Raw genomic sequence first — 25,461 nt, forward strand, 5'->3', positions numbered from 1 at the left:
GGCACCAGACTCGGGGACTTGTGCCCCGCCCGGGCGCGTGCCGCGTCACCCGAAGACGCTTCCCCCGACACGAAACCGGTACTTCATGCGCTCCACCACGACGACCACATCCGCCCGCCGCACCCGTCGCGCCGCCGACCGGCGCTCACGCCGGAGGCCCGCTCTCGTCGTCGCCGGCCTGAGCTTGTCGGTCCTCGCCGCCGTCGGCATCACCGCGACCGCACCGACTGCGGCGGCATCGTCGACAACGGCCTTCGGACCGGTGACGCTCGCGTCCTACACGACAGCCTCGGTCTCCCCCCTGGCCGCCGACGCGGCAGCGGAGTCGGCGAGTCAGACCGACCCGGTCGACGCCATCGCGACCGACGCGGCCGGCCAGGCCCTCGCCGCGGCGGACACGATCGAAGCCGACATCCAGGCCGCCGCCCTCGACATCGGAGAAGCCGACCCCACGGTCGACACCGCGGAGCTCGAGGCGGCGCTGGCGCGCCTGGAGTCCGCCGACGTCCTTCCCGCCGCTTTCCTCCCCGACCTCGCCGAGGATGTCACCGACGCCGTGGCGACGGTCGATCAGCGGGTGAGTCAGCTGCGCGGCAGCCTCGACGGAGCCCTCGCGAAGAAGGCCGAGGAGGAGGCCGCCGAGAAGGCGCGCCTGGAGGCGGAGGCCGCGGCCGCAGCCGCCGCCGAGGCCGCCGCTGCGGCCCGGAACACCTCCACCAGCACCGCTGGCGGCGGGGGCGGCGGCTTCATCCCCACCGGCGGCAGCACCGGTGGCGACAACAGCCCCGCGGGCGCTCAGGCGACCGCCCGCGCCATGCTCGGAAACTACGGGTGGGGCGACGATCAGTTCTCGTGCCTGGTGTCGCTGTGGAACAAGGAATCGGGCTGGAACTACCAGGCCTACAACCGCTCGAGCGGTGCTTTCGGCATCCCCCAGGCCCTCCCCGGCAACAAGATGGCCTCGGCCGGTGCGGACTGGCAGACCAACGCCGCGACGCAGATCTCGTGGGGCCTCGGCTACATCTCGGGTCGCTACGGCACCCCGTGCGGCGCGTGGAACCACTCGCAGTCGGTCGGCTGGTACTGACCCACACGCGCGGCGGAACTCATCCGGCTGGCGGATCACCGAAAGGTTCGATCCGCCAGCCGACGCGTTCCAGCGCGGCGGCCAGCAGCCGGGCGTCCTCCCTCGCGGCGCCCGCGTCGTTCGAGCACACATCCACGGCGAACGGCGGCGGCTCGGCGAAGCGCGGCAGATCGACCATCGCCCACGACCGAGGGCTCACCCACACCCGCGGGTCAGCCGACCCGGCGTCGAGCACTTCGCCATCGGACACGAGCGCGATGACGGCGAGCGCGTCGGGTTTCGCGATCGGGAGATTCACCACGAGCGAGACCACGTGCACGACCTCCATGGTCGCAGACCCGGATGGCGGGAAGGCCGAAACCGCGGTCCCGATCGCGTGATTCAGCGTCCGAACAGGTCGCCCAGCGCGCCGAAGGAGTCGCCCAGATTCGAGACCTGGTCGCCGAGACCCGACACCGCGTCGCCCGCGCCGCCGACGAGCCCCTCGGCGCCTTCGGCGAATCCGGAGACGTCGACGCCCTCGGCGACGCCGCTCAGATCGACGCCGTCCGCAAGGGCGTCGAAGTCGACACCGAAGCCCGCCGCCTGCTCGAGAAGCGGTGCGGCCACCGAGCTGACCACCGCGGCGGCGGCCACCGAGCCGAGGACTCCGACGGCGAGGCCTCCTGCCCCGACCATGGCCGCCCCGCCGCCGAGGCGGCCGAGGAGCCCGCGCATCCGGCCGGGACGCAGCGCCTCCGCGCGCCCCGCCGCTCGGGCGAGGTCGTCGGGAGCCGCCGATCGCGGACGCTCCGCCGGCGGGAACTCGGTCCGCATGCGCGACTCGATCTGCTGACGCTGCTGCGGGGTGAGACGTGAGAACGCCTCGCGGTGGATCTGCTCGACCTGGTGGGGGTCGGCGGTCTGCATCAGGTAGTCGTACCGGGCGATCGCCGCCCGATCGGCCTCACTCGGGCGCGCGCCCGTCGCCCCCGCCGGCGGCGGCGTCGTGGACGGGCGCCGGTTCATCGGCGCCGCGCCGGCGGCAGGCGGCACACCGGGCGTCCCCGCCGAGGCGGAGCGAGCGTCACCGGTCAGCGCGTCGGCGGCACTGCGCACCAGGCCCTGCCAGTTCGGTGACGACGAGCTCCCTGCAGCGCCGCCCTGATTGTCCAGCGCTTTGGCTGCCATCCCGATGAGTTTGGAGAGTCTGCTCATGACGATCCCTTCTGAACGTCAAGGTCTCCTCCACCCTCGCGGGGCCGGTGGGCCGGAACGCCGCGTGGCGTTCGTACTGACGGGTCCACCGCAATCGGGAGTACTCCCCTTGCCTGGCCCACGCTAGCGACGCAGACCTATGGATTCGCTTGAAGCAGGTCCGCGCACGGCCGCCGTTCCTGGCATGATGGCGTCACCCGATCCCCCCTGACCGAAGGGGCACGATGCGCTCGCTCACGCGTCGACAGTTCCTCGCGCGCACCACCGCGCTGGCCGCTGCGCTGTCGCTCGACCCGGATGATCTCGGCCGCCTCCTCGCCAGGAGCTCGACGGCAGCGCCGATCACCGCCGACATCCCCTCCACACTGCTGCAGACGATCCTCTACGGGCCCACCGTGCAGGGACGCTATCGACGGCTCATCGCCGGGCCCGGCGAGCCGTACCTTCCCCGGGTCGACGTGCTGGGGCGCGATCCCGACCCGTCCCGGACCTCCCGGCGACGATCTCTGCTGTACCTCGGCCACCTCTCCGACCTCCACGTCATCGACGCGCAGTCCCCGGGCAGGATCGAGCCGATGATCGTCCAGGACCACGCCGCGTGGGGGTCGGCGTTCCATCCGCACGACCCGCTGAGCCCGCACACCGTGGCGGCGATGGTGGGCGCGTTCCACGACGCGCGGTTCAGCCCGCTCAGCGGTGCGCCCATGGGGGCCGCCTTCGTCACCGGGGACAGCGCCGACATGCACTCGCACCTGGAGCTGCGCTGGTACATCGATCTGATGGACGGGGTCGGCATCGACCCCGCCACCGCCGGCGCGACCTACCAGGGCGTGCAGGCCTGGCCCGAAGCCACCTGGGCCTACCGCCCCGCCGACCCCACGGGCGGGTCGTTCGGCGACTACGGATTCCCCGCTTTGCCCGACATGCTCGACGAGGCGATCGCCGCAGAGATCCGCTCCACCGGCCTGCCCGCACCCTGGTACGCCGTGTACGGCAACCACGACACCCTCCTGCTCGGAACCTTCGAGCTGAGCCCGTCGCTGCACGCCCTCGCCGTCGGCGGGCGGAAGTCGTACACCCTGGAGGCGACGGCGGAGGCCTTCCTCCGTGGCTGGGCCTCGAGCGGAAGCGCGATGCAACAGGGCCTGGACGCCCTCAACCTCGCCTGGGGACGACCCGGGTTCCGCGCGGTCACGGCCAACCCCGACCGCCGGATCTACGAGACCCGCGAGTTCATGACGGAGCACTTCCAGACGCAGCCCGATCCGGGGCCGATCGGGCACGGCTTCACACGCCGGAACCTCGACACGGGAGAGACGTGGTGGCGCGCAGACCTCAGCCCGCACGTGCGGGCGCTGGGGTTGGACACCTGCAATGCCGTCGCAGGGCCCGACGGCGCGCTTCCCGACGTGCAGTTCCGGTGGCTGCGCGCCGAACTGGAGCAGGCTCAGCGTGAGCAGCGACTCGTCCTCATCCTGAGTCACCACAACAGCCTGACGATGGAGAACACCGCTCAACGCCCCGGCGATGACCAGGTCCTCCGTCACGGCGCGGAGGTGGTCGACCTCCTCCTCCAGTTCCCCGTCGCCGTCGCGTGGCTGAACGGGCACACGCACCTCAACCAGATCCTCGCCCACAGTTCGGGCGACCGGGGCTTCTGGGAGATCACGACGGCCTCGTGCATCGACTTCCCGCAGCAGCAGCAGGTCGTCGAGATCGTCGACAACCGCGACGGCACCCTGTCGCTGTTCACCACCGTGCTCGATCACGCCTCGCCGGTCTCGCCCGGAGCCCCCGGCCGCACGGGGGATCTCGCCTCTCGTGCCCGCGAACTCGCGGCGAACGACTGGGCGGAGACCCCGATCATGCGCCGTGGGTCTGCGCTCGACCGCAACACCGAGCTGCTCCTGCCCGCCCCCTTCGACCTCGAGACGATCACCGATGCCTCGCTGGAGGCCCAGCGGATGACGGAGCGCGCTCGGATCGCAGCCCATGAGCGGCGGACCGCCTCATGACCCGTCGCGTCGTCCCGGTGACACTCGTCGCCCTGATCCTCACCCTCGCCGTCGCGGGCTGCTCCCAGATCGCCGCCATCGCACCGGTCGGCGGCGACAGACTCGCAGAGGTCCGGTACGCCGTCAACGACATCCTCATCGAGCAGGAGATCGGCATTCTCATCGCACCGGTCTGCACCGTCGGCTCCGACGAGGCGACGGTCACCTGCGAGGGCACGACCCGGGATCAGCAGGCGGTCGACGCGGTCTCGACCGCCGCATCACCCGACGACCTCGTCGTCCGGGTCGGCGACGAGGTCGTGTACGACGGCTCCCTCATCGAGGTGCTCGAGAGGGGATCGAGCGGATGACACCACACCGCACCCTTCCGCTGCTGGTCCTGGCCGCCGCGATCATGCTCGGCGCGGTGCTGCAGGCGGCGACCGCCGTCCCGGGCCTCGGACGCGCGGCGCCGACGACCTTTCTCCTCGCCGCAACCGCGTCGGTCGTGACGCTGTGGGTGCAGGTCACCGCCCTGGTGTGGGCGACCTCCGCCCTCGGCCGGCCCGCGGCATCCGTTCGCCTCGCCCCTCTCGCGATGTGGTCGGCGATCGTCGTCCTTCTCGCCGGGGTGCTCCTCGTCCTCGCACCGCTCGCGGCCGTCGTGGTGGGCCTGGCGGCGCTGTTCGTCCTCCCCGCCGCCGTCGCGGGCCGGCGAACCGTCTCGGAGGCGGCGCGCACCATCCGGCGCCACCCCTGGCGCGCCGTCGTCCTGGCACTCGGGGCGCTCATCGCCGTCGCCCTGCTGGCCGTCGGGGCGGCCGCGGCCGGTCTGTTCCTGACTGGATTCGTCGGGGGCGCGGTGATGTGGGTCGCCTTCGGCACGGCCGGCGCCGTGCTGCTCGGTGCCGCCTCGCGTCTGCAGCGGGTCTGAGGCTCAGACGGGACCGCGGGAGCCCAGCACGCCCGCCAGGAGCGCGTGCAGCAGCGGCGGCACCGCGGCGATGAGGAGGACGGTGCCGAGCACCGGGTCGTCGGGACGCAGCAGGATTCCACCGATGAGGAGGGCACCGAACAGCACCGCCGAGAGGATGCGACGACCCAGGCGCTCCAGCCGCGCGAGCCGTCGATCCACCCGCGGCACATCCACGGCGAGGCGGCCCTCCTCCATGCGCGTGGCGAGCTTGTCGATGCGGCGCGGGAGGCGCGCGAGGAGCCCGACGGTGTCGACCGCCTGACGGGTGACGGCCTGCACGACGTTGCCGCGCTCCTCGCGCAGCAGGGTGGCGGCGTAGGGCTCGACGGCCTCCCAGATGTTGAAGGCGGGGTTCAGCGCGCTCGAGACACCCGACGTCAACGACATCGCCCGGATCACCAGGAGGAAGTTCTCCGGGAGCTGGAAGGGCAGCGCCCGGACGAGATCGCCGAATTCGATGGCGAAGTCGCGGAACTCACGGGGGTCGACCTCGGCGAGCTCGGCGAATCCCATTCCGCCGAACCGCGCGAACAGCTGCGTCATCGCGCGCTCGAGCTCGGCGGTGTCGGCGGAGGGGAGCAGCACGCCCACCTCGCGGATGCTGTCGACAAGCCCCACGCCGTCCCGGGCGGCGACGGCGATGACGAGGCGGCGCAGCCCCGCCCGGAGCGAATCGGGAACCTGGCCCATCATCCCGAAGTCGATGAAGGTGAGTGTCCAAGGAGGCGTGGCCTCGGCCGTCTCGTCCCGTTCGCCGGCTGAGGGGGTGACGAAGATGTTCCCCGGGTGCGGATCGGCGTGGAAGTAGCCGTTGCCGAACAGCTGCTGGAACATCACCGAGGCGAACGCCAGGGCCACCTCGTCCGGATCGATCCCCGCGGCCACGAGGGCGTCCCGATCGTTGATTTTGATCGCGGTGACGTCCTGGAGGGTCAGCACCCGCCGCGTGGACCGCTCCCAGACCACCGACGGCGTGCTCACGCGGGGATCGTCGGCGAAATCGCGGGCGAACCGCTCGCCGTTCGCGCCCTCCTGGAGATAGTCGATCTCCTGCAGCGAGGTCTCGGCGAACTCCTCCACGAGGGCGGGCATGTCCACGCGCCGCGAGACCAGCGAGACTCTGCTGAGCCAGACGCCGACCTTCCGCAGCGCGCGCAGGTCGACGTCGACGATCTGATCGATACCCGGACGCTGCACCTTGACGACGACGTCGGTGAACCCGGCGAGAGCGGCATCGGCGGTCGACAGACGAGCGCGGTGCGCCTGGCCGAGGGAGGCCGCGGCGACCGGCTCGGGGTCGATGAAGGAGAACGCCCGCTCCAGCGGCACCCCCAGCTCGGTCTCGGCGAGCGTGCGGATCCGGGCGAACGCGACCGGGGGCACTTCGTCCTGGAGGCCCTCGAGCTCCTTCGTGATCTCGGGCGGGAGGATGTCGAGCCGGGACGACAGGAACTGGCCCACCTTGATCATCAGCCCCCCGAGGTCGACGGCGAGCACGTGGAACCGCTGGGCGATGCGTCGCATCCGACGGGCGCGCCCGCGCGCCACAAGAGCGCTCAGACCGAACCGCGGCAGGAACAGCTCCCACCACCACGTCTGCAGCATGACGCGCAGCGCGAAGCGGGTGATGCGGCGGTAGCGGGCGCGCATCCGTCGGGCGTCGGTCATCGATTCTCCTGGACGCCGACGCACGAGTGGCGTCGAATCAGCTCTGGGCGAGGATGGAGTAGAGCCTACGGCGCGCGTCCTCGAGGACGGCCACAGCCTCTTCCACCTGCGCCGACGAGCCGGTGCGCGCGACCTGCGCGGCAGCCTGTGCGAGGTCGAGGCCCGCCTTGGGGAGGGCTGTCATCCGCGGCGACTCGCGGTGCGAGGATCCGCTCGACTCCCACGGCGCGCCGCGCTCGGCCGCGGCCTCGGCTTCGGCGATCCCGCCCTCGGTCAGGCTGTAGGTCTTGCGCCCGTCCGCTTCAGTCGCCTCGATCAGGCCCTCGTCGGCGAGGAGCTGGAGCGTGGGGTAGACCGAGCCGGCGCTGGGCTTCCAGCTGCCCCCGCTGCGCTCCTCGATGAGCTGGATGATCTGGTACCCGTGCATGGGGCGCTCGAGCAGAAGTGTGAGGACGGCGGTGCGCACGTCTCCTCGATTCATGCGGGGCGCGGAGCCGCCGCTCCCAACGCCCTTCTCGAACGCCGAGCGCAACTGTTCCATCGCCTCCGCGATGTTGGACATCGGCCAGCCCGAGGCCGAACCGCCGCGACCCGAGAATGCGTCTGTGAAGAATGAGTTGCTCATCATGACCTCCCCGCCCCGTCGCGGACGCGACGCCGAGCGATAGTCAACGATATGTCGTTATGCATCGTTCGGGGTCGGTATAGAGCGAATTCGCAGGCGTGCGGTGTCCCGCGGGCCGTGAGGCTCACACTCTGGAGCGCTCGTCTCGCCGGGCGAGGATCTCGGCCCGCTCGTACTGCGGGGCGAGCGACCATTCCTCCCCGAGCCGACGCGCCGCCGTGACCGGCCACAGCGGATCGAGGAGGAACTCCCGCGCGAGCGCGATCAGGTCGGCATCGCCGGCATCCAGGATCTCTTCGGCCTGTCGAGGTTCGCGGATGAGACCGACGGCAGCGGTGAGCACCTCGGCCTCCTGCCGCACGCGGCGGGCGAACGGCACCTGGTACCCCGGCCCGACCGGGATGCGGGCGTCGGCGACGTTACCTCCCGTCGAGACGTGGACGACGTCCACCCCTCGGTCGCGGAGCCGTGCGGCCAGACGCACACTGTCATCGGCGGTCCAGCCCGCCGGCTCGACCCAGTCGGTCGCCGAGATCCTCACGAAAACGGGTGTCTGGTCTCCGACCGTGCGGCGGACGGCATCGGTTACCTCTTCAAGCAGCCGTGCCCGGTTCTCGAACGAGCCCCCGTATTCGTCGGTGCGGGTGTTCGAGACGGGTGAGAGGAATTCGTGCAGCAGGTAGCCGTGGGCGGCGTGGATCTCGATCACCTCGTACCCGGCCTCGCGCGCCCGGCGCGCAGCGGCGGCGAACTGTGCGACGACCTCGCCGATCCCGTCGCGGTCCAGCGCCTCGGGCACCTGCTTGTCCGGCGCGAACGCGAGGGCGCTAGGCGCGAGCGGCTGCCAGTCGGCGGGCGGCGTATCGCTGCCGAACGGACCCTCGAACGGTCGGGGCGAGCTCGCCTTCCTCCCGGCGTGGGCCAGTTGGATGCCGGCGGCCACGCCGTTCTCGCGGAAGAACCGGGTCAGGCGTCGATGCGCGGCCACCTGGGTGTCGTTCCAGATACCGAGGTCGTAGGCCGAGATGCGTCCCTCGGCGCTGACGCCGGTGGCCTCGACGATGATGAGACCGGGGCGTCCGAGGGCGCGGGAGCCGTAGTGCTGCACATGCCAGTCGTTGGGTGCGCCCACGTCGGGGCCGTCCGGTGCGGCCGAGTACTGGCACATCGGCGCCATCACGATCCGGTTGGCCAGCGTGATGCCGCGCACGGTGAGCGGGGTGAACAGGGGGGATGTCACGGGCGTACCTCCAGTGATCGCAACGCCGCGGCAGCGGCACGGCATTCCCGACGCCCGACGATGCGCTCCGCGTTGGGCGGTGACCGGCTTGGTCGCGCGCGGTGACGGGCTCCGTCGCGCCCAGCGACGATGGGTTCAGTCGCGCGCGGTGACGTCGACCTGCAGCTCGGCGGCGATCCGTTCGAGATCGGCGATGACGGCAGCGACCTCGACGGTCGGCGGTACGACGGCCGACACCGTCGCTTCGAACAGGCGGCCAACGGCCATCGCTGCATCCCGGGTCTCGGTCCGCATCCGATCGATGCTCACCCCGTGGGCGCCGAGCGCGGCGGAGATCTCGTGGACGATCCCCGGGTGGTCGTTGCCCAGCACGGTCAACGACAGCCGGCGCGCCGGGGTGTCAGCGGCCGTCCCGCTCCCCTCCCCGGGAAGACTGACGGTGACGAGTCCGGGAACGTCGTCGAGGGCGGCCCGCAGAGCGTCCAGACGCTCGTCGGGCGCCGACACCTGTACCACGCCGGCGAAAGCGCCGGCGAGCTCTGCCAGCTCGCTGTGCTCCCAGTTGCCGCCGTGAGCGTCGATCACCTCGGCCACGGCGGCCACGAGGCCGGCACGGTCGGTTCCGACGAGGGTGAGCACCAGGGTCGCCATGGATTCAGGGTACGACGGCGGGCCATCTCCGCGCCCGGGCTGGTTGACTGGACCCATGTCCCCCTCGCCCAACGCGTCGACCCCTGACGCGGCCGTCGCGACCCTCGTGGCCGCCGACGCCGTGGATAAGCCCGCTGCCCTGGCGATCATCGCGCGCGCCACCGGCAGCACGGTGCTCGGCAGCGGCACCGCGCGGCCTCGGATCCCCCTGCGGGAGGGCGTGTGGATCGAGATCGAGATCCCGAAGTTCGGAGAGCCGCCGCCGCTGGCGATCGACGTCCACGCCGTGGGCGGAGCGGCTGCGGCCCGGAAGGAGGCTCTCGCGTTGCGAGACGTCCTCCGACCCGTCACCGGATGGTCACTGACGCCGGCTTTCCCCGAGGGCGGGGACGACGGGCCGACGCCTACGATGGATCCGGACAGCCGGTGACACCTCGGAAAGGCCCGCCGAAATGAGAGTCGCATCCTCTGCGGACTGGCGCGACGCCCTGCCCTTCGAGACCCCGGTCCCCGCCGCCGATGTCGCCCCCGGTGATCCGGCCCGCTGTTCGGGGTGCCCGGCCGACGTCGCTGCGTGGGAGCGCGACGCGCTCTTCGCCGTCAAGCACCGTCATCCGAATCATCACTCCGGATTCGTGCGCTTCTACTGCGCCGCGCACGTCCCCGCCGCGGCACCGCCCGCACCTGCCGCACCGGCGCCAGCACGCAGGGCACGCACCGAGCGCTCTCCGCGCGAGCGCGCCGCGCCGCAGCGCCGCGTCGTCGAGGACAAGCCGCGCCCGGTGTGTCCCGACTGCTTCATCGAGGTCTCGGCGACGGGCGTCTGCGGGATGTGCGGCGAACGGATCGCCTGATCAGGTGAAGGCGACGGCGCGCACCGGGGCGCCGTCACCCGAGATCTTCAGGGGAAAGAACCCCACGCGCACCCGGTCGGGCAGCGACCCCACCCCGCAGAGGTTCTCGACGATGAGGTGGTCGGAACCGAGGACCACCTCGTGCACGGGGAAGTCCCCGCCCCCGGTGGGGTCGGGGCTCATCGTGTCGACGGCGAGGACATGGACGCCCCGGTCGATGAGCACGCGTGCGGCAGCGGGATCGAGCACGGGATGCCGCGTGCGCCGGCTCTCATCGGTGAAGAAGGCGTCCCAGCCGGTGCTGATGAGAGCGATGGGCGGAAGGGCGACGGGCGGCGCTCCCCGCGGATCGAGGTCGCGCCATCCGTAGGTCTCGCCCTTGGGACGAGGCCCCCCGCATCAACCTCGGCGGCGTCCACGTCGACGACCGACTCCTCTCGCCCCGCTCCGAGCAGCGCGTGCAGCTGCTGCGTTCGGAGCTCGCCGCCGACGCCCACGGCGGTCGCGAGCTCTACACCATCAACGGCGATGTGGAGGTCTTGCACCTCGTCTCAGGCCGGGTGGCGGTGCGCTTCGCCGACCGAACGGTGTCGCTCTCCCCCGGTGACGCCCTGACCTTCCCCGGTCGCGAGCCCCACACCTGGGAGGTCGAGGGCGGCTCCCCCGCGGTCGTGCTCTGGGTGATCGTTCCCGCCCCCTGGAGCGGGTCGGCGTGAGGTGATCGCCGTGGCTCAGAGCCGGCCCGGCAGGATGGCGTGCCAGTACAGCCACGGGAGGATGCGGCGATCGAAGATCCACGACAGCCGGTTCTCGCGATACATCGATCGCCAGAACGGGATCGTCGGCTTCAGTGCCCCGCGATCATCGAACTCGGCGAAGACGACCGTGGACCGCGAGACCGTGAACGGGCACACCGAGTATCCGTCGTACCGGGCCGCGGGCCTGCGCCCCGCGAGCACCGCGGCGAGGTTCTTCGCCAGGACGTAGCTCTGCTTGCGCAGTGCTCCGCCCGACTTCGAATTCGTCGTGTCCGCGGCATCCCCCAGACTCCAGATGTTCGGCCACCGCGGGTGGCGGAGGGTCTCGGCGTCGACGGCGACGAACCCGCCCGGATCCGAGTCCGCCGACAGCGGCGTGGCCTTGAGCCAATCGGGAGCGGACTGCGAGGGCTCGACGCAGAGGACGTCGTACTCGACGCTCTCGCGCGCGCCGTGCGACTGAAGGGTCACCTGATGGGCGTCTGCGTCGACGATCGCCAGCTCGGTCGAGGTGCGCACCTCGATGCCGTAGCGCGCGACCACCCGCTCCAGCTCCGCGTCGATCTCGGGGATGCCGAACATCGTGGGGGTGGGAAGGACGAGGATGACGCGGATGCTGTCGAGCACGCCGGTGCGGAGCCAGTAGTCGCACGCCTGGTACATCGGCTTCTGGCCCGCGCCCGCGCAGGAGGCGGGACCGGGCGGCTGGACGAACACGGCGGTGCCGCGCCGAAGATCGCGCAGGGCGAGGCTCGCTTTGTGCGCCAGCTCGGGTTCGTAGTTCGACACCACACCCGGTGTGGTCAGGGCAGCGTACAGACCCGGCACGTCGGTCCAGTCGTGCTGGACTCCGGCGCTGACGATGAGGTGGTCGTATCCGACGACGTCACCGCCCGCGAGGGTGACCGTCGAGTGCTCGGGGTCGATGTCGTCCGCGGCATCCTGGATCCAGACGACGCCGCGCGGGGTCACCGCCCCCTGCGGACGGACGGTCTCCCGCAGGCGCGCCGTCCCCCCGGCGACATGCGAGAGGAGAGGTTTGTAGACGTGCTCGGTCCGCGGCTCGATCACGGCGATGTCGCCGACCCCGCGCCGGGCGAGGCGGCCGGCGACGGAGAGACCCCCGTTCCCACCCCCGATCACCACCACCCGGTGGCGCCGGGTCACGGTGCCGCGCGTCACAGGTCCAACTTCTCGTTCTCACCTTCGAGGCGTTCACCGGTCACCTTGTGCGTGACGAAGGCCAGCAGGGTGGCAACCCGTCCGCCGGGGCTGTCCCAGTACTCCCCGCCCTCGGCGTCGAAGCGCAGGAGGACGATCTCGGGGTCGCCGGGGCCCTGCGGGAACCAGGCCTCGATCGCAGGATTCCAGAGCTGTTCGAGCTTGGCGGCGTCGGTGACCACCTCGGCACGGCCGGTCAGCGACAGCCAGGCGTCATTCGAGCTGAAGGACACTCCGACGCGCGGATCGGCCTGGATGTGCCGGACCGCCGACGCGTGACGCGCGATGACGAACCAGAGGTCGCCGTCGAATTCCGCCTCCTGCACGGTGAGAGGGTGGGCCTGGAGGGAGCCGTCCTGCGCGCGCGTGGTCACCATGGCGAAGCGGAACTTCTTCAGCAGCTCGCGAAGCTTCTCCTGCGCATCGTGGTCGTCGGTGGCGGTCTCGTTCATCGCGTCCCTTTCCTCGAGGTCTGCGCCCATTCCATCCCGAGTGCGAGGCGTTCGCGCCCCGGTTGACAACAGCCCGGCACCCTGTCAGCGCGATCGGATTCGCAGGTGGCTCCCAGCTCCGCGGGACCAAATCCGGCCGGCCGGCGGTTCTTCTCAATGACGCGGCAGCCAGCCGCGTGAGGAGGAATCGTGTCCCACGAGTACCGCAAGACCCCCGAGGCCCTCAGCGCCCTCACCGACCTGCAGTATCAGGTCACCCAGCAGGACGGCACCGAGCCGCCGTTCCGCAACGCCCACTGGAACAACCACGACCCGGGCATCTACGTCGACGTCGTGTCGGGAGAGCCGCTGTTCTCCTCCACCGACAAGTTCGACAGCGGCACAGGGTGGCCGAGCTTCACCCGCCCCATCGCGCCGGATGCGGTGGCGACCAAGACCGACTGGAAGATGATCCTGCCGCGCACCGAGGTGCGCTCGGCCATCGCCGACAGTCACCTCGGTCACGTCTTCCGAGACGGACCGCGGGATGCCGGGGGCTTGCGCTACTGCATGAACTCCGCCGCGCTGCGCTTCGTGCCGGTCGCCGAGCTCGAGGCCCAGGGGTTCGGCGCATACCGCAGACTGTTCGAGAACACCCAGAAGGAGAACGCCTCATGACCAGTGGACCCACCGACACCGGAGCGATCACCCGCCTGCCCGACACCGAGACCGCCGTCCTCGCCGGCGGCTGTTTCTGGGGCATGGAAGACCTCATCCGCCGGCAGCCGGGCGTCCTGCAGACCCGCGTCGGCTACACGGGCGGGAGCAACGACCACGCCACCTACCGCAACCACCCGGGCCACGCCGAGGCGGTGGAGATCGTCTTCGACCCGGCGCAGACGTCGTACCGCGACATCCTGGCGTTCTTCTTCCAGATCCACGATCCGTCGACCCTGAACCGGCAGGGGAACGACATCGGAACGAGCTACCGTTCGGCGATCTTCCCGCTCTCCCCCGAGCAGGAGCGCATCGCACGCGACACGATCGCCGATGTCGACGCGTCGGGGCTGTGGCCGGGCAAGGCGGTCACGACGATCGAGCCGGCCGGCCCGTTCTGGGAGGCCGAGCCCGAGCACCAGGACTACCTGCTGCGCATCCCGAACGGCTACACCTGCCACTTCCCCCGCCGGGGATGGGTGCTGCCGCGTCGGACGGAGGAGCAGGCGAGCGTCTGATCCCCCGCCATCTCAGGTTTCGCCCCCGCGGTCAAGGGCTTCGCGTCCGACCGCGGGGGCGCGACCATTCTCACGAGAGAAGGAGGACGTCGTGTCGAAGGATCTCAAGAAGGGCGATCGCGTCAGCTGGAACACGTCGCAGGGGCGTACCCAGGGAAAGGTCGTCGAACGCCGAACCAGCGACTTCCAGTTCGCCGGGCAGCAGTTCACGGCCAGCGATGACGAGCCCTCGTACATCGTCGAATCGGAGAAGAGCGGCGACAAGGCCGCGCACAAGGGCTCGGCGCTGCGGAAACTCTCCTGATCCCCCGCGGGTCCCCGTGCTACGGTTAGGGGGATTTCGCGGGTCTGCACCGGGGCCGCGCCGTATCCGTCCGTTCCGCACAAGTGGGAGCGGCACACCCGGTCGCCTTCGCGGCCCGAAAAGAAAAAGGAAAGACACGATGGCCACTGGCACCGTGAAATGGTTCAACTCCGAGAAGGGCTACGGGTTCATCGCACCCGACGACGGCTCGGCTGATCTCTTCGCGCACTTCAGCGCGATCGCCGGCGAAGGCTTCAAGGAGCTTCACGAGGCGCAGAAGGTGGAGTTCGACGCTGAGCGTGGCCCCAAGGGCATGCAGGCTGCGAACATCCGCGCGATCTGAATCTTCTCCCGTCAGCCGGCGGTGGTGACTGAAAGGTCCCGCCGCCGGCTGACGGCTTTCTGGGAACCCGGCCGTATACCGCTTCGTGGATACGAGGTTACGTACGCTGAGACCAGCGATCGGCATCCGCCTTTGGCTTTCCCGGCCGAAGCGGTCACGATCGAAACCGAGGTAGCCTCATCTCTTCAACCGTCCTCGAGCCCCGGCTCGGACCCGTTCGACAGACCTACGCCGGCACCGCGGAATTCCCCCCGATGGCCCGCGCCTACACCGATGTGGCGCAGATCGTCCGCGAGACCGGACTGCTCTCCCGAGCACGGTGGTTCTACGCGCTCGTCGGTGCGGCCATCGCCCTGGGCTTCGCCGCCTGCATCACCGGCTTCATCCTTCTGGGCGACAGCTGGTTCCAGCTCCTCATCGCCGCAGCACTCGGCATCCTCTTCACCCAGGTCGCCTTCCTCGCCCATGAGGCGGCCCATCGCCAGATCCTCAGCTCCGGCCCCGCGAACGACCGTCTCGCGCTCATCCTCGGCAACGGAGTCGTGGGCATGAGCTTCTCGTGGTGGGCCGGCAAGCACACCCGCCACCACGCCAACCCGAACCGCGTCGGGAAAGATCCCGACATCGAGATCGACACGATCTCGTTCATCGACGAGGATGCCGCCACCGCGCGAGGCCTTCGCCGGATGATCACCCGACGTCAGGGGTATCTGTTCTTCCCGCTCCTGACCCTCGAGGGGCTGAACCTGCACGCGCTGGCGTTCCGCCACCTCTTCAGCCGTCAGCCCGTGAAGGGCCGGTTCGCCGAGCTCGGGCTGCTCTTCCTCCGCTTCGGCGTGGTGCTCGTGCCGGTCTTCCTCTTCCTGCCGCTCGGAATGGCCTTCGCCTTCCTCGGCGTGCAGCTGGCGGTCTTCGGCGTCTACATGGGCGCGTCGTTCGCCCCCAACCACAAGGGCATGCCGGTCATCGCCGAGGACGCCAAGCTCGACTTCTTCTCCAAGCAGGTGCGCACCTCGCGCAACGTCGGCGGCGGATGGTGGGCGACGGTGCTCATGGGGGGTCTGAACTACCAGGTGGAGCACCACCTGTTCCCCAACATGCCCCGTCCGCACCTGGCGAAGGCTCGTGAGATCGTCCGCGATCACTGCAGGACGCTGGGCGTGCCGTACACCGAGACCAGCCTGTGGCGCTCGTACGGCATCGTGATCGCGTACCTGAACCGCGTCGGGCTCGCCGCGCGCGACCCGTTCGACTGCCCGATGGCCGGCACGTACCGCCGGGTGTGAGGCAGGCGGCGCGCCGGGCGCGGCGTGTCGGCGGTGATCCCCGCGGCTACGCCCGCCTGGGCGGGGTCGCGGCGAGCGCGCGAAGGGCCTCCCCGCTCAGACGCTGCGTGGTCCACTCGTCCATGGGCACGGCGCCGATCGCCCGGTAGAACCGGATCGAGGGCTCGTTCCAGTCGAGGACCGTCCACTCGAATCGGGCATACCCGCGCTCGACGCATTCCGCCGCCAGCGCCTGCATGAGCGCCCGACCGTAGCCGCGTCCGCGTGCGACGTCGTGCACGTAGAGGTCCTCGAGCCAGATGCCGTGAGTCCCCGTCCACGTCGAGTAGGTGAGGAACCAGATGGCGATGCCGAAGATCGCTCCCTCTCTCTCCACGACGTGGGCGAACACCCGCGGCTCCGGTCCGAACAGGGAGGCGGTGAGAGCCTCGACGGTGTTCTCCACCGCGTCGGGCTCGCGTTCGTAGACCGCGAGGGCGGTGATGGCATCGAGGATGCCCGGCTCATCTCCGGGCTGGGCTCGGCGCAGGATCGCGCCGTCGGGAAGCGTGTGCGAGGTCACCGGATGAGCGTACTGTTCCTCGACGCCTCGGGGGTCATCACCGACGTCGAGCCACGCGGGAGACGGTCGACGCCGGGGGCCGGAGTTCAGGCGGGGAACACGCTCGCGCGAAGCGGCCCGACGATCCAGGGCTCGACCTCCGCCGGCGTGCGGAGGTGGACGATATCCGGCGCCGCGGCGTCGTCCGCCATCGCGGGGATCCGCTCGTCGTACTTGTATCTCGTGCGGATCGACCAGCGCACGATGTGCTCCGGATCGGTGAGGAAGGTGTGGAACGGCGGCTCGATGTTGCCGTTCCACAGTTCCTCGCGACGGATCCGCCGTCGCAGGGTGCGACGCACGACACGGGGGAAGACGCAGGTCCAGAAGGGCAGGTCGAGCCACACCAGCAGGTCGGCTCGGGACGTCAGGAGTGGGCGAGCCGGCGCGTACTGCCACTCGGTGACCCACGACTCCGTCGCCACGAGCCGCGTGACGTCGTCGAGGAACTCGGGTCGCTCGGTCCATCCCGGGCCGTGGAAGAGCGCGTCGATCTCGGTGTGCGGCGAGCCGGTGATCTCCGCGATCCGGGCGGCGAGCGTGGTCTTCCCCACGCCGGACACCCCCGCGACCGCGATCCGGTGGGGGCGCCGGGGCAACAGGTCGTCGAAGCCGAGCACCGCACGATGATACGGGGTTACCCTTCGACCCATGACCCGCCCCCGCGATCCCTGGCCACCTCTCGCGATCACGTTCCTCGTCCTCGCCGTCGCCGGACTCCTCAGCACCTTCGTCTTCAACGTATGGGCTGTCGTGCAGATGCGCGATTTCCTCGGTGATCTCGTCACCAGCGGGCCCGCGGTGTCGTCCATCACCGTCGACCTCCTCGTCGTCGCCGTCGCGGCGTGCGTCGTCATCGTGGTCGAGGGACGACGCCTCGGGATGAAGCGCTGGTGGCTCTACATCGTGCTGTCGGGCATCACGGCGATCGCGTTCACGTTCCCGCTGTTCCTCGCGATGCGCGAACGGAGACTGGCCGCGCGGCGCGCGGCGAACGGGGCCGCACCGACGGGCTGACCGGCGTCGCAGACACGGAATCTGCGGGAGATGCCGAGCTCACCCGCCGCGTCGCCGGCGCATCTGAGCGAGCGGCATCGTCAAGCGCGGATTGCCGGCGAGCCTGGCCTCGTGCCGCTCCAGGAACGCCCAGTACGCGCTCGTGAAGACCGAGTCCCGGGCCTCGCGATCACTCCGCCACCACGATCCCATCTTCTGCAGGTACGCCCCGCCCGAGACGTAGGGCTTCGTCGCGACGCCCCCGCCGTCGGCGTACTGGCTCATTCCCTGGACGTTGGGGACCATGACCCACTCGTACGCGTCGACGAAGAGCGCCGAGTACCAGTCGAACACCGCCCGCGGGTGATAGCCCTGCAGCAGGAACCAGTTGCCGAGAACCATCAGCCGCTCGATGTGATGGGCGTAGCCGAAACGGTGGACGCGCTCGAGCACCACCCGCACGGGTCGTGGCAGATCGTCGGGGATCTGCCGACCGGTGTACCACCAGTCCTCCAGCGGCCGGGTGAGTTCGAAATGGTTGGCGTCGATGAGCGCCGGGTGGGCGCGGTACCGCCCGCGCATGTACTCCCGCCACCCGATCACCTGACGCACGAAGCCTTCGAGCGAGGCGATGGGCACCTCGTCGCGTCTGGCGACCGCGGCCTGGAGAACCTCCTCGACGCGCAGCAGCCCGACATTGAGGAACGGGCTGATGACGGCGTGGAAGAGGAACGGCTCGTCCGCGTCCATCGCATCCTCGTACCGGCCGAAGAGCTCCAGTCGATCGGCGACGAACGAGGCGAGCCACTCTCTGGCACCGGGAGCGGTGACCGGCAGCCAGAACTCGTCGGGGTCGCCCGGATGATCGGCGAACCGCTCGGCGACGAGGCCGATCACCTCCCGGGTGATGTCGTCCCGTTCGGGCTCGGGAAGGGCCGGGATCGGTATCCCACCCTTGGGGAGGGGATGCCGGTTGTCGGCGTCGTAGTTCCAGGCACCCCCCGCAGGCTTCTCGCCGTCCATGAGAACGCCGGTGCGGGTGCGCTGCCACCGGTAGAAGTCCTCCATCTTCGCCCGGGGGTGCGCGTCGAACCATCCGTCGAGGTCTTCGGCGGGGGTGAGGAAGAGGGCGTCGGGATAGACGCGGGTCGCGATGCCCTCGTCGTCGCAGATGCGGCGCAGGCGTTCGTCCACCCCTCGATCGGTCGCGCTCATCCATGCCAGCCCCTCGACGCCGTGTTCGCGGATCAGCCGTCGGAGGCCCGCCGCGAAGCTCCACTCCTCCCCCACGGGGAGGTGGGCGACCCGGTGACCGGCCTCGGCCGCTCGAGCGGCGGCATGGCGGAGCCCGGAGAGGATAAACACGAGCTTGTGCGCGTGGAACGGTCGACGTGTGAGGGCGGATTCGGCTTCGACGAAGAATAGGATGTCGATGTCGGGGTCCTCCAGAGCCGGGTGATCCTCGAAGAGCTGGGTGGCGAGGATGAGGGCGGCCTTCATGTGGTCATCCTTCCACCGCCCCGCGCCGCCGGGGCCGCCCGGGGGCGCGGGGCGTGGTCGTAGGCTCGGCACATGTCCCCCACCGGCGCTGCCCTCCACGACGTGGTCGTGATCGGAGCGGGCCTCGCGGGCCTCCGGGCAGCGGGCGTCCTCTCGAACGCCGGCCGCGACGTCGTGGTCCTCGAGGCGGGCGACGATGTCGGCGGCCGTGAGCGCACCGACGCCGTCGACGGCTTCCTCCTCGATCGCGGCTTCCACGTCCTGAACCCCGCGTACCCCGCGCTCTCGCGCAGTGTCGATCTCGAAGCCCTCGGAATCCGCGCCTTCCCCGTGGGCGTGCGGGTGCGCCGCGAGAGCGGATCGGTCCGCCTGGCGCATCCCCTGCGGCATCCGCGTCTCCTCCCCGCCACGCTCCGAAGCGGACTCCTCGGCCCTGCCGATCTGTGGGCGCTCGCCCGATGGACGCTGCCGGTGCTGCTCGACCCGACGCGCGTGATCCGCGGTCCCGACCGCAGCCTCGCGGCGGCATGGGATCGGGTGGGGCTCCGCGGGCCCCTGCGCGCGGAGGTCCTCGAGCCGTTCCTCGCGGGGGTGATCGCCGAGGACGGCGGTGACACCTCGGACGCATTCGTGCGGCTGCTGGTGCGCATGTTCGCCCTCGGCCGGCCGGGGCTCCCCGCGGCGGGGATCGCCGCCCTCCCCCGACAGCTCGCCGCCCGCGCCCGCGCGGCGGGCGCCGACATCCGCCTCTCCCACCGCGTCACCGGGGTCTCGCGCTCGGGGGCGCACGTCGAGGTCGCGGTCGCCGGAGCCGACACCGTCCGGGCGCGGCACGCGATCGTCGCCGTCGGACCGGAGGGGGTCGGGGCCCTGACCGACCTGCCGGCGCCGCAGACGAAGGGCCTGCAGACCTGGTGGTTCGAGGCCACCCCGGAGCCGGCGTTCGATGCCCTGCTCGCCGTCGACGGGCGGCGCCGCGGTCCGATCGTGAACACGGCGGTCCTCTCGCGCACCGCACCGTCATACGCCCCGCCCGGGCGCCACCTCGTGCAGGCGACCTGTCTTCTTCCGCCCGCGGGGTCCGGGCCGTCGGAGGACGAGGTGCGCCGTCAGCTCGCCGAACTGTGGGGGAAGGACGCCGCTCGGTGGCGACTTCTCCGCCGCGACGACGTGCGCCACGCCCTCCCCGCCCAGCCGGCGCCCCTGCGCGTGAGGAGCGCGCCGTGGATCTCGGAGCGGGTGCTCATCGCCGGCGACCACCGCGACACCGCGTCGATCCAAGGAGCGCTCGTCTCGGGTGCACGGGTCGCGCGCACGCTGCTCTCCGCCTGAATCCCGCCCTCAGCGGCCTCCGGCCTCGGCGATGGCGCTCAGGGCCGTGACGATGATCAGGCCGTTGACGAAGTAACCGATGACGGAGTGGGTCATCACCCGCCACCGCATGCGCCGGTCGTGCACCTCCACGTCGGAGGCGGCGAAGCTCACCGCGACGGTGTAGGAGAAATAGGCGAATTCGAGGATGCCGGGGGTCGAGGTCCCCGGGAAGCGCAGCGGGCGATCGTCCTCGCGGTAGTACAGCTGGAGGTAGAGCTGCGCGTATCCCCAGTGCAGCAGGATCCAGGCCAGGAGCATCGCCCAGATTCCGATGACATCGAGCACCGGAGTGAAGGCGTCGTCGGGCTGGAGGAAGATGTGCTGCACCGTGGCGACGACGCCGACGGCACTGGTGAAGATGGTCGCCGTGAGCGAGATCGTGCGCGGCACGATGCCGAGCTCCATCAGAAGCGGGGGTCCGTCGCTCTCCGCCCGCCGCCCGGCGATCCACAGCACCACCCAGATGCCGATCGCGTAGCCGGTGCCGACGCCGCACCAGGCGAACAGGAGGGCGGCGGAGGCGGCGTTTCCCGGCGCGAAGATGAAGCCGATCCCGAGCAGCACGAGGGTCAGCTGGAGCGCGGAGCTGACGACGAGGCCCCACACCGCGGTCCGTCGCCGCGTCCCCGACGCCCGGCCGCTCATCTCAGAACATCCACGGTTCGATCCCCTCCATACCGGGTCCGCTCTCGCGCGGCGGATCGGCGATGACCGGCGGCGGCGTTCGCCTGCGGCGCACCCGCCGCACGGCGAGGTGACGCCAGAGCCCCGCCGCGCCCGGCATCCCCACCCGCAGGCGGGTGAGGTCCGCGGCGCGGGGTCCGGTGGGGATGTCCCCGGGGAGGGAGCCCGTCGCCACGATCCAGTCCGGGAGCGTCAGCAGACGCAGGATCGAGCGGAGTCGCTCGGACTCCGAGACGCTGTCGCGCTCCAGCTCTTCGGCGAGGATCTCGGTCAGACGCTCGGCGGCCTGCGGCGTCCGCGCGAGGGCGGCGAGCTCCGGCGCGAAGGCGACGCCGACCGGCTCGGAGGCGACATCGTCATCGGCGCCGGGCTCGGCCGAGGGGTCGCTGTCGTAGCGTCCGATCTCCTCCGCGCCCCGCCAGCCCACGAGGGCGAGCTGACGGTCGCGGCGGACCTGAACGGCCAGGACGTCGCACTCCAGCCGCTCGGCCACGAGCCCGCCGACGTCGATGATGCCGCGCCGCTCCGCGGCGACGACGCCCGCCCCGGGGTCGCCGATGACGACCTGCGTCCCCGACGCGACAGGCGCGATCCAGCCGGTGAAGCGGATGACGCCGAGCAACCTCTGCAGCACGGCCGGGTCCGCGGCATCCGTCAACAGCACCAGCGCCGAGTACGAATACCCGTCCGGTCCCCCGACCTCGCCGGGGGTGGAGATGGGGAGGTAGGCCATCACGAGGTCCGCATCACGTGTCGGCCTTCTTGCCCCCCGCTTCGAGGACGTCGCCGGCGGGGAGCTCCTGGTGTCCGCCGAACTGCAGACGCATGGCCGAGAGCACCTGGTTGGCGAAATGGTCCTCGCCGCGCGAGGCGAAGCGCTCGAACAGCGAGGCGGCGAGCACCGGGGCGGGAACACCGGTGTCGACGGCCGCCTTGACCGTCCACCGGCCCTCGCCGGAATCGGAGACCCGGCCGGCCAGTCCGTCGAGCGTGGGGTTCTCCTGCAGGGCCGCGGCGGTCAGGTCGAGCAGCCACGAGGAGATGACCGATCCGCGGCGCCACAGCTCGGCGACCTTGGGGGTGTCGATGGTGAACTGGTAGAACTCCGGCTCCTCCAGGGGCGCCACTTCGGCGGAGTGCTCGGCCTGATGTATGCCCGCGTCGGCATGCTCGAGGATGTTCAGACCCTCGGCGAGCGCGGCCATGATGCCGTACTCGATGCCGTTGTGCACCATCTTCACGAAGTGGCCGGCCCCGGACGGACCGCAGTGCAGGTAGCCGAGCTCCTCGGGCGCGAAGTCGCCTTCGCGGCCGGGCGTGCGCTCGATCTCGCCGCGGCCGGGGGCGATGGTCTTCAGGACGGGCTCGATCCGCGCGAAGGCCTCGTCGGGTCCCCCGACCATGAGGCAGTACCCGCGGTCCAGGCCGAAGACGCCACCGCTGGTTCCGACGTCGACGTAGTGGATCCCCTTCGGCTTCAGTGCGGCGGCGCGGCGGACGTCGTCGCGGTAGTTCGAGTTGCCGCCGTCGATGATGATGTCCCCCGCCTCGAGCACCTCGGCGAGCTGATCGACGACGCCGCCGGTGAGGCCGGCGGGGATCATCAGCCACACCACGCGCGGGCTCTCCAGGGCACCGGCGAGATCGGCCAGACTCGCCGCGCCCGTTGCGCCTTCGGTGACGAGGGTGGCCACGGCATCCTGATTGACGTCGTAGACGACGCAGTCGTGGCCATCGCGCATCAGCCGTCGCACGATGTTCGCGCCCATCCGTCCCAGTCCCACCATCGCCAGTTGCATCGGTCCTCGCTCCGCTTCGCGCACCGGACGGTCCGGCTCACGTTCGCAGTCTAGGGACGCCGCGCGACAGGCGGCTATCACTGCGACAGGCCGGGTGCAAGCTCTCCCCGCGGATTCGTCGCTCCCCTATCGTCGAAGCGACCCCGACCGATAGGAGCGATCCGTGGCCACCTCGAACGACAAAGCCTCTTCCGCCACCCGCAACAAGCGGCGGCCGTCGCGCGGCGCCGAGCTCACCGACGAGCAGAACGCCGAGAAGGGCTTCCAGGCGTCGGAGACGCTGAGCAACAGCCTGCAGCGCGTTCTGGTCGACCTGATCGAACTCTCCCTCCAGGGCAAGCAGGCCCACTGGAATGTCGTCGGAACGAACTTCCGCGACACCCACCTGCAGCTGGACGAGATCATCGACGCCGCCCGGGAGTTCGCCGACGACATCGCCGAGCGGATGCGCGCGCTCCACGCCTTGCCGGACGGCCGCAGCGACACGGTCGCCGAGACGACCACGCTTCCCGAGTTCCCGCAGGGCGAGATCGCCACCACCGAGGTCATCGACCTCATGACCGAACGTCTCGACGCCGTCGCCGGCACCGTCCGCGAGGTGCACGACCCCGTCGATGAGGAAGACCCCACGAGCGCCGACATCCTCCACGGAGTCCTCGAGCGCGTGGAACAGCTGTCGTGGATGGTGAGCGCGGAGAACCGCAAGCCCCGGCGCTGAAAGCGAAGGACGAGAGCGGATGCCGTGGGGGCGGCATCCGCTCTCGTCATGTCTGCGGGGCCCACAGCGGGGTTTGGGCTCTGTCGGCCGACCTCGCTACTGTGAAGCGGCGGCGAGCGCAGCCGTGGCGAGGAGAGCAAGCGATGTCCGACCAGAACCCGGCTGCCCCCGAGGGCCCGCAGCCCGCAGACCCTGCGGCCGCAGGCTCATACGCTCCACCGGCCGGCCATCAGATGCCACCGGCGGGTCCGTACGCTCCACCCGCCGGGCAGTACGCTCCGCCCGCGGGGCAGTACGCCCCTCCCGCCGCGCAGTACGCTCCGCCCGCCGGGCAGTATCCGGCCCCGCCGTCCTACCCCGGCGCGCCGGTGCCGCCGTACGCGCAGCCGGGCATGGCGTACCCCGGACCCTCGACCGCCCCCGTCGGCCCGGACACCCGGCCCAAGATCCTCGCGATCATCGCGCTGGTCGCCTCGATCGTCGGTCTCGTCGTCGCCTTCATCCCGTTCTTCGGCTGGCTTTCCGCGCCGATCCTCTTCGCTGCACTGGTCATGGCCATCATCGCGCTCGCCGTCAAGAGCCAGGGCGGCAAGGGGCTCAGCATCACCGCGATCGTCATTTCGGTGGTGGGCGGGATCACCGCGATCGTCGTCTCGATCGTCGCCGTCCTGTTCACGACGATCTCCACCATCGAGACCATCGACGACAGCGTGACGGATCCCTTCACCCCGGGGGGCGGCGAACCCGTCGCCTCGGCCGAGCCGATCCAGGTCGTCGAGACCGCTTTCGGTCAGGACACGCTCGACCCCGATCTGTGGTGGTACGTCGTGATCGTCGACAATCCGAACCCCGATGCGGTCTTCGAGTTCGGTGAGATCACCACCGAGGCGATCGACGCCTCGGGCACGATCCTCGACAGTTCGACCGACTACATCACGATGCTTCCGGGACAGGTCGCCGTCTCCGGATCCTTCTACGAGATCGGCGGGAACCAGATCACCGCCCTCGAGGTCATCGGTCCCGACCCTGCCGAGGCCGTGTCCGAACCCTCGACCGGTGCGGGCACCTTCTCGGTCGGCGAGCTGACGGCGACCAGTGACGATTACGTCACCGAGGTCTCCGGAACCGTGACCGGGGAGTTCTCCGTGGAGCAGGAGTTCGTCGGGGTCACCGTCGTCGCCCGCGACCCGGGGGGCACGATCATCGGCGGCACCTCGACCTACGTCGAGCGTCTTCCCGCCGACGGCGGGAGCGCACGCTTCGAGGCGATCTTCTTCACGCCGCTCCCGGGCGACACGGTGTACGAGGCGTATCCCTTCCTCTGACCCCGAGAGCGGGCGTCACCGCGCGCGGCGCACGACACCCCGAGCCGCGTGGAACGCCAGCACACCGGCCAGCACCCACGGCCCGATCACCAGGAGAGGGTCGAGCCAGGTGTGCTTCGCGTCCGATCGACCCGGTCGCAGACGGGATGCCACGGGGTGGCGTCCGCGCTCGCCGAGGACTCCCGACAGGGTGAGGGGATTGTCGGGACGCAGGGTGACGAAGGAGCGGAGATGCTCCGTGGTCGCATCGATCCTGTCTCCCAGGACGAGCAGCAGCCAGTGCGCGGTCTGCCCTTCGCTGTAGCGCTCGTAGGCGGCGCGCCTCACGGCACCCGCCAAGCCGTGCAGCGGTTGCGCCGTGCCGAAGACGGGTGTGAGTCTTTCGTGCTCGACCGATCGTTCGCGGTGCCCGTCATCGAGCTGCTGATCGGGAAGCTCCCAGCGCGCTCCGGTCTGGATGCCGGGCACTTCGCGAGGGAAGGCCGGTCGATCGGCCGGGTCGAGGTCGGCACCCCACCCGGGGATCTTCTCGCGGAGCTCCTCGGGTGCCGACTGGATGCCGGGTTTCGCGGCGGTGTAGGGCATGGTGCCTCC

At 70.7% G+C, this 25,461-nt stretch carries 32 protein-coding genes; 16 read left to right on the forward strand and 16 right to left on the reverse strand.

Translation table 11 applies throughout. From position 1 onward, the window contains the following. The first annotated feature begins 85 nt into the window (after positions 1 to 85). Positions 86 to 1,087 carry an aggregation-promoting factor C-terminal-like domain-containing protein gene (locus MA875_RS09270; protein ID WP_248241986.1) on the forward strand — a complete coding sequence of 334 codons (1,002 nt, stop codon included), beginning with the start codon at positions 86 to 88 and terminating at the stop codon, positions 1,085 to 1,087. A 19-nt stretch (positions 1,088 to 1,106) separates the two neighbouring features. Here the strand turns inward: MA875_RS09270 and MA875_RS09275 are convergent, their stop codons facing one another. Both MA875_RS09275 and MA875_RS09280 read right to left on the reverse strand, forming a co-directional pair. After that, positions 1,107 to 1,415 carry a hypothetical protein gene (locus tag MA875_RS09275; protein WP_248241988.1) on the reverse strand — a complete coding sequence of 103 codons (309 nt, stop codon included), beginning with the start codon at positions 1,413 to 1,415 and terminating at the stop codon, positions 1,107 to 1,109. Positions 1,416 to 1,468: 53 nt separating this feature from the next. Continuing rightward, entirely contained in the window at positions 1,469 to 2,284 is an 816-nt protein-coding gene (locus MA875_RS09280) for a cation-transporting ATPase (RefSeq protein WP_248241990.1), read from the reverse strand. 224 nt (positions 2,285 to 2,508) lie between these two features. Between MA875_RS09280 and MA875_RS09285 the strand changes: the two genes are divergently transcribed. The 3 genes from MA875_RS09285 to MA875_RS09295 are packed head-to-tail and all read left to right on the forward strand — an operon-like array spanning position 2,509 to position 5,212. After that, on the forward strand, positions 2,509 to 4,299 hold the full coding sequence (locus MA875_RS09285; RefSeq protein WP_248241992.1) for a TIGR03767 family metallophosphoesterase: 1,791 nt from the start codon (positions 2,509 to 2,511) through the stop codon (positions 4,297 to 4,299). After that, complete coding sequence (locus tag MA875_RS09290) at positions 4,296 to 4,649, forward strand: hypothetical protein (protein ID WP_248241993.1); 354 nt, start codon at positions 4,296 to 4,298, stop codon at positions 4,647 to 4,649. Before MA875_RS09285 ends, MA875_RS09290 begins: the two co-directional genes overlap by 4 nt. Further along, positions 4,646 to 5,212 (forward strand): hypothetical protein, encoded by a 567-nt coding sequence (locus tag MA875_RS09295; RefSeq protein WP_248241994.1) that lies wholly within the window; start codon positions 4,646 to 4,648, stop codon positions 5,210 to 5,212. Before MA875_RS09290 ends, MA875_RS09295 begins: the two co-directional genes overlap by 4 nt. A 3-nt stretch (positions 5,213 to 5,215) precedes the next feature. Here the strand turns inward: MA875_RS09295 and MA875_RS09300 are convergent, their stop codons facing one another. The 4 genes from MA875_RS09300 to MA875_RS09315 all read right to left on the reverse strand — a co-directional run bounded on the left by MA875_RS09300 (position 5,216) and on the right by MA875_RS09315 (position 9,438). Then, complete coding sequence (locus MA875_RS09300; RefSeq protein WP_248241995.1) at positions 5,216 to 6,922, reverse strand: ABC1 kinase family protein; 1,707 nt, start codon at positions 6,920 to 6,922, stop codon at positions 5,216 to 5,218. Positions 6,923 to 6,959: 37 nt separating this feature from the next. Continuing rightward, the gene (locus tag MA875_RS09305) at positions 6,960 to 7,547 is read right to left on the reverse strand and encodes a PadR family transcriptional regulator (RefSeq protein ID WP_248241998.1); all 588 of its coding nucleotides are present in this window, start codon (positions 7,545 to 7,547) and stop codon (positions 6,960 to 6,962) included. Between the two features lie 124 nt (positions 7,548 to 7,671). Next, the gene (locus MA875_RS09310; RefSeq protein WP_248242000.1) at positions 7,672 to 8,787 is read right to left on the reverse strand and encodes an NADH:flavin oxidoreductase/NADH oxidase; all 1,116 of its coding nucleotides are present in this window, start codon (positions 8,785 to 8,787) and stop codon (positions 7,672 to 7,674) included. 135 nt (positions 8,788 to 8,922) lie between these two features. Beyond that, positions 8,923 to 9,438: a glycine cleavage system transcriptional repressor gene (locus MA875_RS09315; protein WP_248242001.1), complete on the reverse strand. Its 516-nt coding sequence runs from the start codon at positions 9,436 to 9,438 to the stop codon at positions 8,923 to 8,925. 55 nt (positions 9,439 to 9,493) lie between these two features. Between MA875_RS09315 and MA875_RS09320 the strand changes: the two genes are divergently transcribed. Then, on the forward strand, positions 9,494 to 9,868 hold the full coding sequence (locus MA875_RS09320) for a hypothetical protein (protein WP_248242003.1): 375 nt from the start codon (positions 9,494 to 9,496) through the stop codon (positions 9,866 to 9,868). Positions 9,869 to 9,890: 22 nt separating this feature from the next. Next, positions 9,891 to 10,292, forward strand: coding sequence for a glucose-6-phosphate dehydrogenase (locus tag MA875_RS09325; protein WP_248242005.1), 402 nt, complete (start codon positions 9,891 to 9,893; stop codon positions 10,290 to 10,292). Here the strand turns inward: MA875_RS09325 and MA875_RS09330 are convergent, their stop codons facing one another. Continuing rightward, positions 10,293 to 10,607, reverse strand: a complete 315-nt coding sequence (locus tag MA875_RS09330) for a cyclase family protein (RefSeq protein ID WP_308221514.1) — start codon at positions 10,605 to 10,607, stop codon at positions 10,293 to 10,295. Positions 10,608 to 10,750: 143 nt separating this feature from the next. Here MA875_RS09330 and MA875_RS09335 point away from each other — a divergent pair, with 143 nt between their 5' ends. Further along, the gene (locus tag MA875_RS09335) at positions 10,751 to 11,008 is read left to right on the forward strand and encodes a cupin domain-containing protein (RefSeq protein ID WP_248242007.1); all 258 of its coding nucleotides are present in this window, start codon (positions 10,751 to 10,753) and stop codon (positions 11,006 to 11,008) included. A 15-nt stretch (positions 11,009 to 11,023) separates the two neighbouring features. Here the strand turns inward: MA875_RS09335 and MA875_RS09340 are convergent, their stop codons facing one another. Then, positions 11,024 to 12,217, reverse strand: coding sequence for an NAD(P)/FAD-dependent oxidoreductase (locus MA875_RS09340; RefSeq protein WP_248242127.1), 1,194 nt, complete (start codon positions 12,215 to 12,217; stop codon positions 11,024 to 11,026). Between the two features lie 11 nt (positions 12,218 to 12,228). Then, positions 12,229 to 12,723 carry a pyridoxamine 5'-phosphate oxidase family protein gene (locus tag MA875_RS09345; protein WP_248242008.1) on the reverse strand — a complete coding sequence of 165 codons (495 nt, stop codon included), beginning with the start codon at positions 12,721 to 12,723 and terminating at the stop codon, positions 12,229 to 12,231. 189 nt (positions 12,724 to 12,912) lie between these two features. Here MA875_RS09345 and msrB point away from each other — a divergent pair, with 189 nt between their 5' ends. The 5 genes from msrB (at position 12,913) to MA875_RS09370 (ending at position 15,870) form a co-directional block, all read left to right on the forward strand. Then, positions 12,913 to 13,380, forward strand: coding sequence for a peptide-methionine (R)-S-oxide reductase MsrB (gene msrB, locus MA875_RS09350; RefSeq protein ID WP_248242010.1), 468 nt, complete (start codon positions 12,913 to 12,915; stop codon positions 13,378 to 13,380). Next, the gene (msrA, locus tag MA875_RS09355; RefSeq protein WP_248242011.1) at positions 13,377 to 13,937 is read left to right on the forward strand and encodes a peptide-methionine (S)-S-oxide reductase MsrA; all 561 of its coding nucleotides are present in this window, start codon (positions 13,377 to 13,379) and stop codon (positions 13,935 to 13,937) included. Before msrB ends, msrA begins: the two co-directional genes overlap by 4 nt. Positions 13,938 to 14,028: 91 nt before the next feature. Then, positions 14,029 to 14,241, forward strand: coding sequence for a hypervirulence associated TUDOR domain-containing protein (locus tag MA875_RS09360; protein ID WP_248242013.1), 213 nt, complete (start codon positions 14,029 to 14,031; stop codon positions 14,239 to 14,241). 139 nt (positions 14,242 to 14,380) lie between these two features. Further along, positions 14,381 to 14,584, forward strand: coding sequence for a cold-shock protein (locus tag MA875_RS09365; protein ID WP_248242014.1), 204 nt, complete (start codon positions 14,381 to 14,383; stop codon positions 14,582 to 14,584). A 179-nt stretch (positions 14,585 to 14,763) separates the two neighbouring features. Then, positions 14,764 to 15,870, forward strand: a complete 1,107-nt coding sequence (locus MA875_RS09370; RefSeq protein WP_308221515.1) for a fatty acid desaturase family protein — start codon at positions 14,764 to 14,766, stop codon at positions 15,868 to 15,870. A 46-nt stretch (positions 15,871 to 15,916) separates the two neighbouring features. Here the strand turns inward: MA875_RS09370 and MA875_RS09375 are convergent, their stop codons facing one another. Continuing rightward, positions 15,917 to 16,432, reverse strand: coding sequence for a GNAT family N-acetyltransferase (locus MA875_RS09375; RefSeq protein WP_248242019.1), 516 nt, complete (start codon positions 16,430 to 16,432; stop codon positions 15,917 to 15,919). Positions 16,433 to 16,518: 86 nt separating this feature from the next. After that, a complete protein-coding gene (locus MA875_RS09380; RefSeq protein ID WP_248242021.1) occupies positions 16,519 to 17,091 on the reverse strand; it encodes a P-loop NTPase family protein in 573 nt (190 codons plus the stop codon). A 31-nt stretch (positions 17,092 to 17,122) separates the two neighbouring features. Here MA875_RS09380 and MA875_RS09385 point away from each other — a divergent pair, with 31 nt between their 5' ends. Continuing rightward, a complete protein-coding gene (locus MA875_RS09385) occupies positions 17,123 to 17,488 on the forward strand; it encodes a DUF2834 domain-containing protein (RefSeq protein WP_248242023.1) in 366 nt (121 codons plus the stop codon). Between the two features lie 39 nt (positions 17,489 to 17,527). On the opposite strand, the gene MA875_RS09390 is transcribed toward MA875_RS09385, so the two are convergent. Further along, positions 17,528 to 18,967, reverse strand: coding sequence for a cryptochrome/photolyase family protein (locus MA875_RS09390; protein ID WP_248242025.1), 1,440 nt, complete (start codon positions 18,965 to 18,967; stop codon positions 17,528 to 17,530). A gap of 72 nt (positions 18,968 to 19,039) precedes the next feature. Here MA875_RS09390 and MA875_RS09395 point away from each other — a divergent pair, with 72 nt between their 5' ends. Then, complete coding sequence (locus MA875_RS09395; protein WP_248242027.1) at positions 19,040 to 20,299, forward strand: NAD(P)/FAD-dependent oxidoreductase; 1,260 nt, start codon at positions 19,040 to 19,042, stop codon at positions 20,297 to 20,299. A 9-nt stretch (positions 20,300 to 20,308) separates the two neighbouring features. Here the strand turns inward: MA875_RS09395 and MA875_RS09400 are convergent, their stop codons facing one another. From MA875_RS09400 to gnd, 3 genes are read right to left on the reverse strand one after another with little or no spacing between them, the layout of a single operon-like run. After that, a complete protein-coding gene (locus tag MA875_RS09400) occupies positions 20,309 to 20,986 on the reverse strand; it encodes a DUF1345 domain-containing protein (RefSeq protein ID WP_248242028.1) in 678 nt (225 codons plus the stop codon). A gap of 1 nt (position 20,987) precedes the next feature. Further along, positions 20,988 to 21,758 carry a hypothetical protein gene (locus MA875_RS09405; RefSeq protein ID WP_248242029.1) on the reverse strand — a complete coding sequence of 257 codons (771 nt, stop codon included), beginning with the start codon at positions 21,756 to 21,758 and terminating at the stop codon, positions 20,988 to 20,990. Between the two features lie 13 nt (positions 21,759 to 21,771). Continuing rightward, entirely contained in the window at positions 21,772 to 22,824 is a 1,053-nt protein-coding gene (gnd, locus tag MA875_RS09410; protein WP_248242030.1) for a phosphogluconate dehydrogenase (NAD(+)-dependent, decarboxylating), read from the reverse strand. 280 nt (positions 22,825 to 23,104) lie between these two features. On the opposite strand from gnd, the gene MA875_RS09415 reads away from it, so the two are divergent. Both MA875_RS09415 and MA875_RS09420 read left to right on the forward strand, forming a co-directional pair. After that, positions 23,105 to 23,542 (forward strand): Dps family protein, encoded by a 438-nt coding sequence (locus tag MA875_RS09415; protein ID WP_282448899.1) that lies wholly within the window; start codon positions 23,105 to 23,107, stop codon positions 23,540 to 23,542. A gap of 143 nt (positions 23,543 to 23,685) precedes the next feature. Then, the gene (locus MA875_RS09420) at positions 23,686 to 24,867 is read left to right on the forward strand and encodes a DUF4190 domain-containing protein (RefSeq protein ID WP_248242032.1); all 1,182 of its coding nucleotides are present in this window, start codon (positions 23,686 to 23,688) and stop codon (positions 24,865 to 24,867) included. 15 nt (positions 24,868 to 24,882) lie between these two features. Here the strand turns inward: MA875_RS09420 and MA875_RS09425 are convergent, their stop codons facing one another. Beyond that, the gene (locus tag MA875_RS09425) at positions 24,883 to 25,452 is read right to left on the reverse strand and encodes a hypothetical protein (RefSeq protein ID WP_248242033.1); all 570 of its coding nucleotides are present in this window, start codon (positions 25,450 to 25,452) and stop codon (positions 24,883 to 24,885) included. Positions 25,453 to 25,461 lie beyond the last annotated feature (9 nt).

The organism is Microbacterium kunmingense, assembly GCF_023155745.1.
Classification (GTDB): Bacteria; Actinomycetota; Actinomycetes; order Actinomycetales; family Microbacteriaceae; genus Microbacterium; species Microbacterium kunmingense.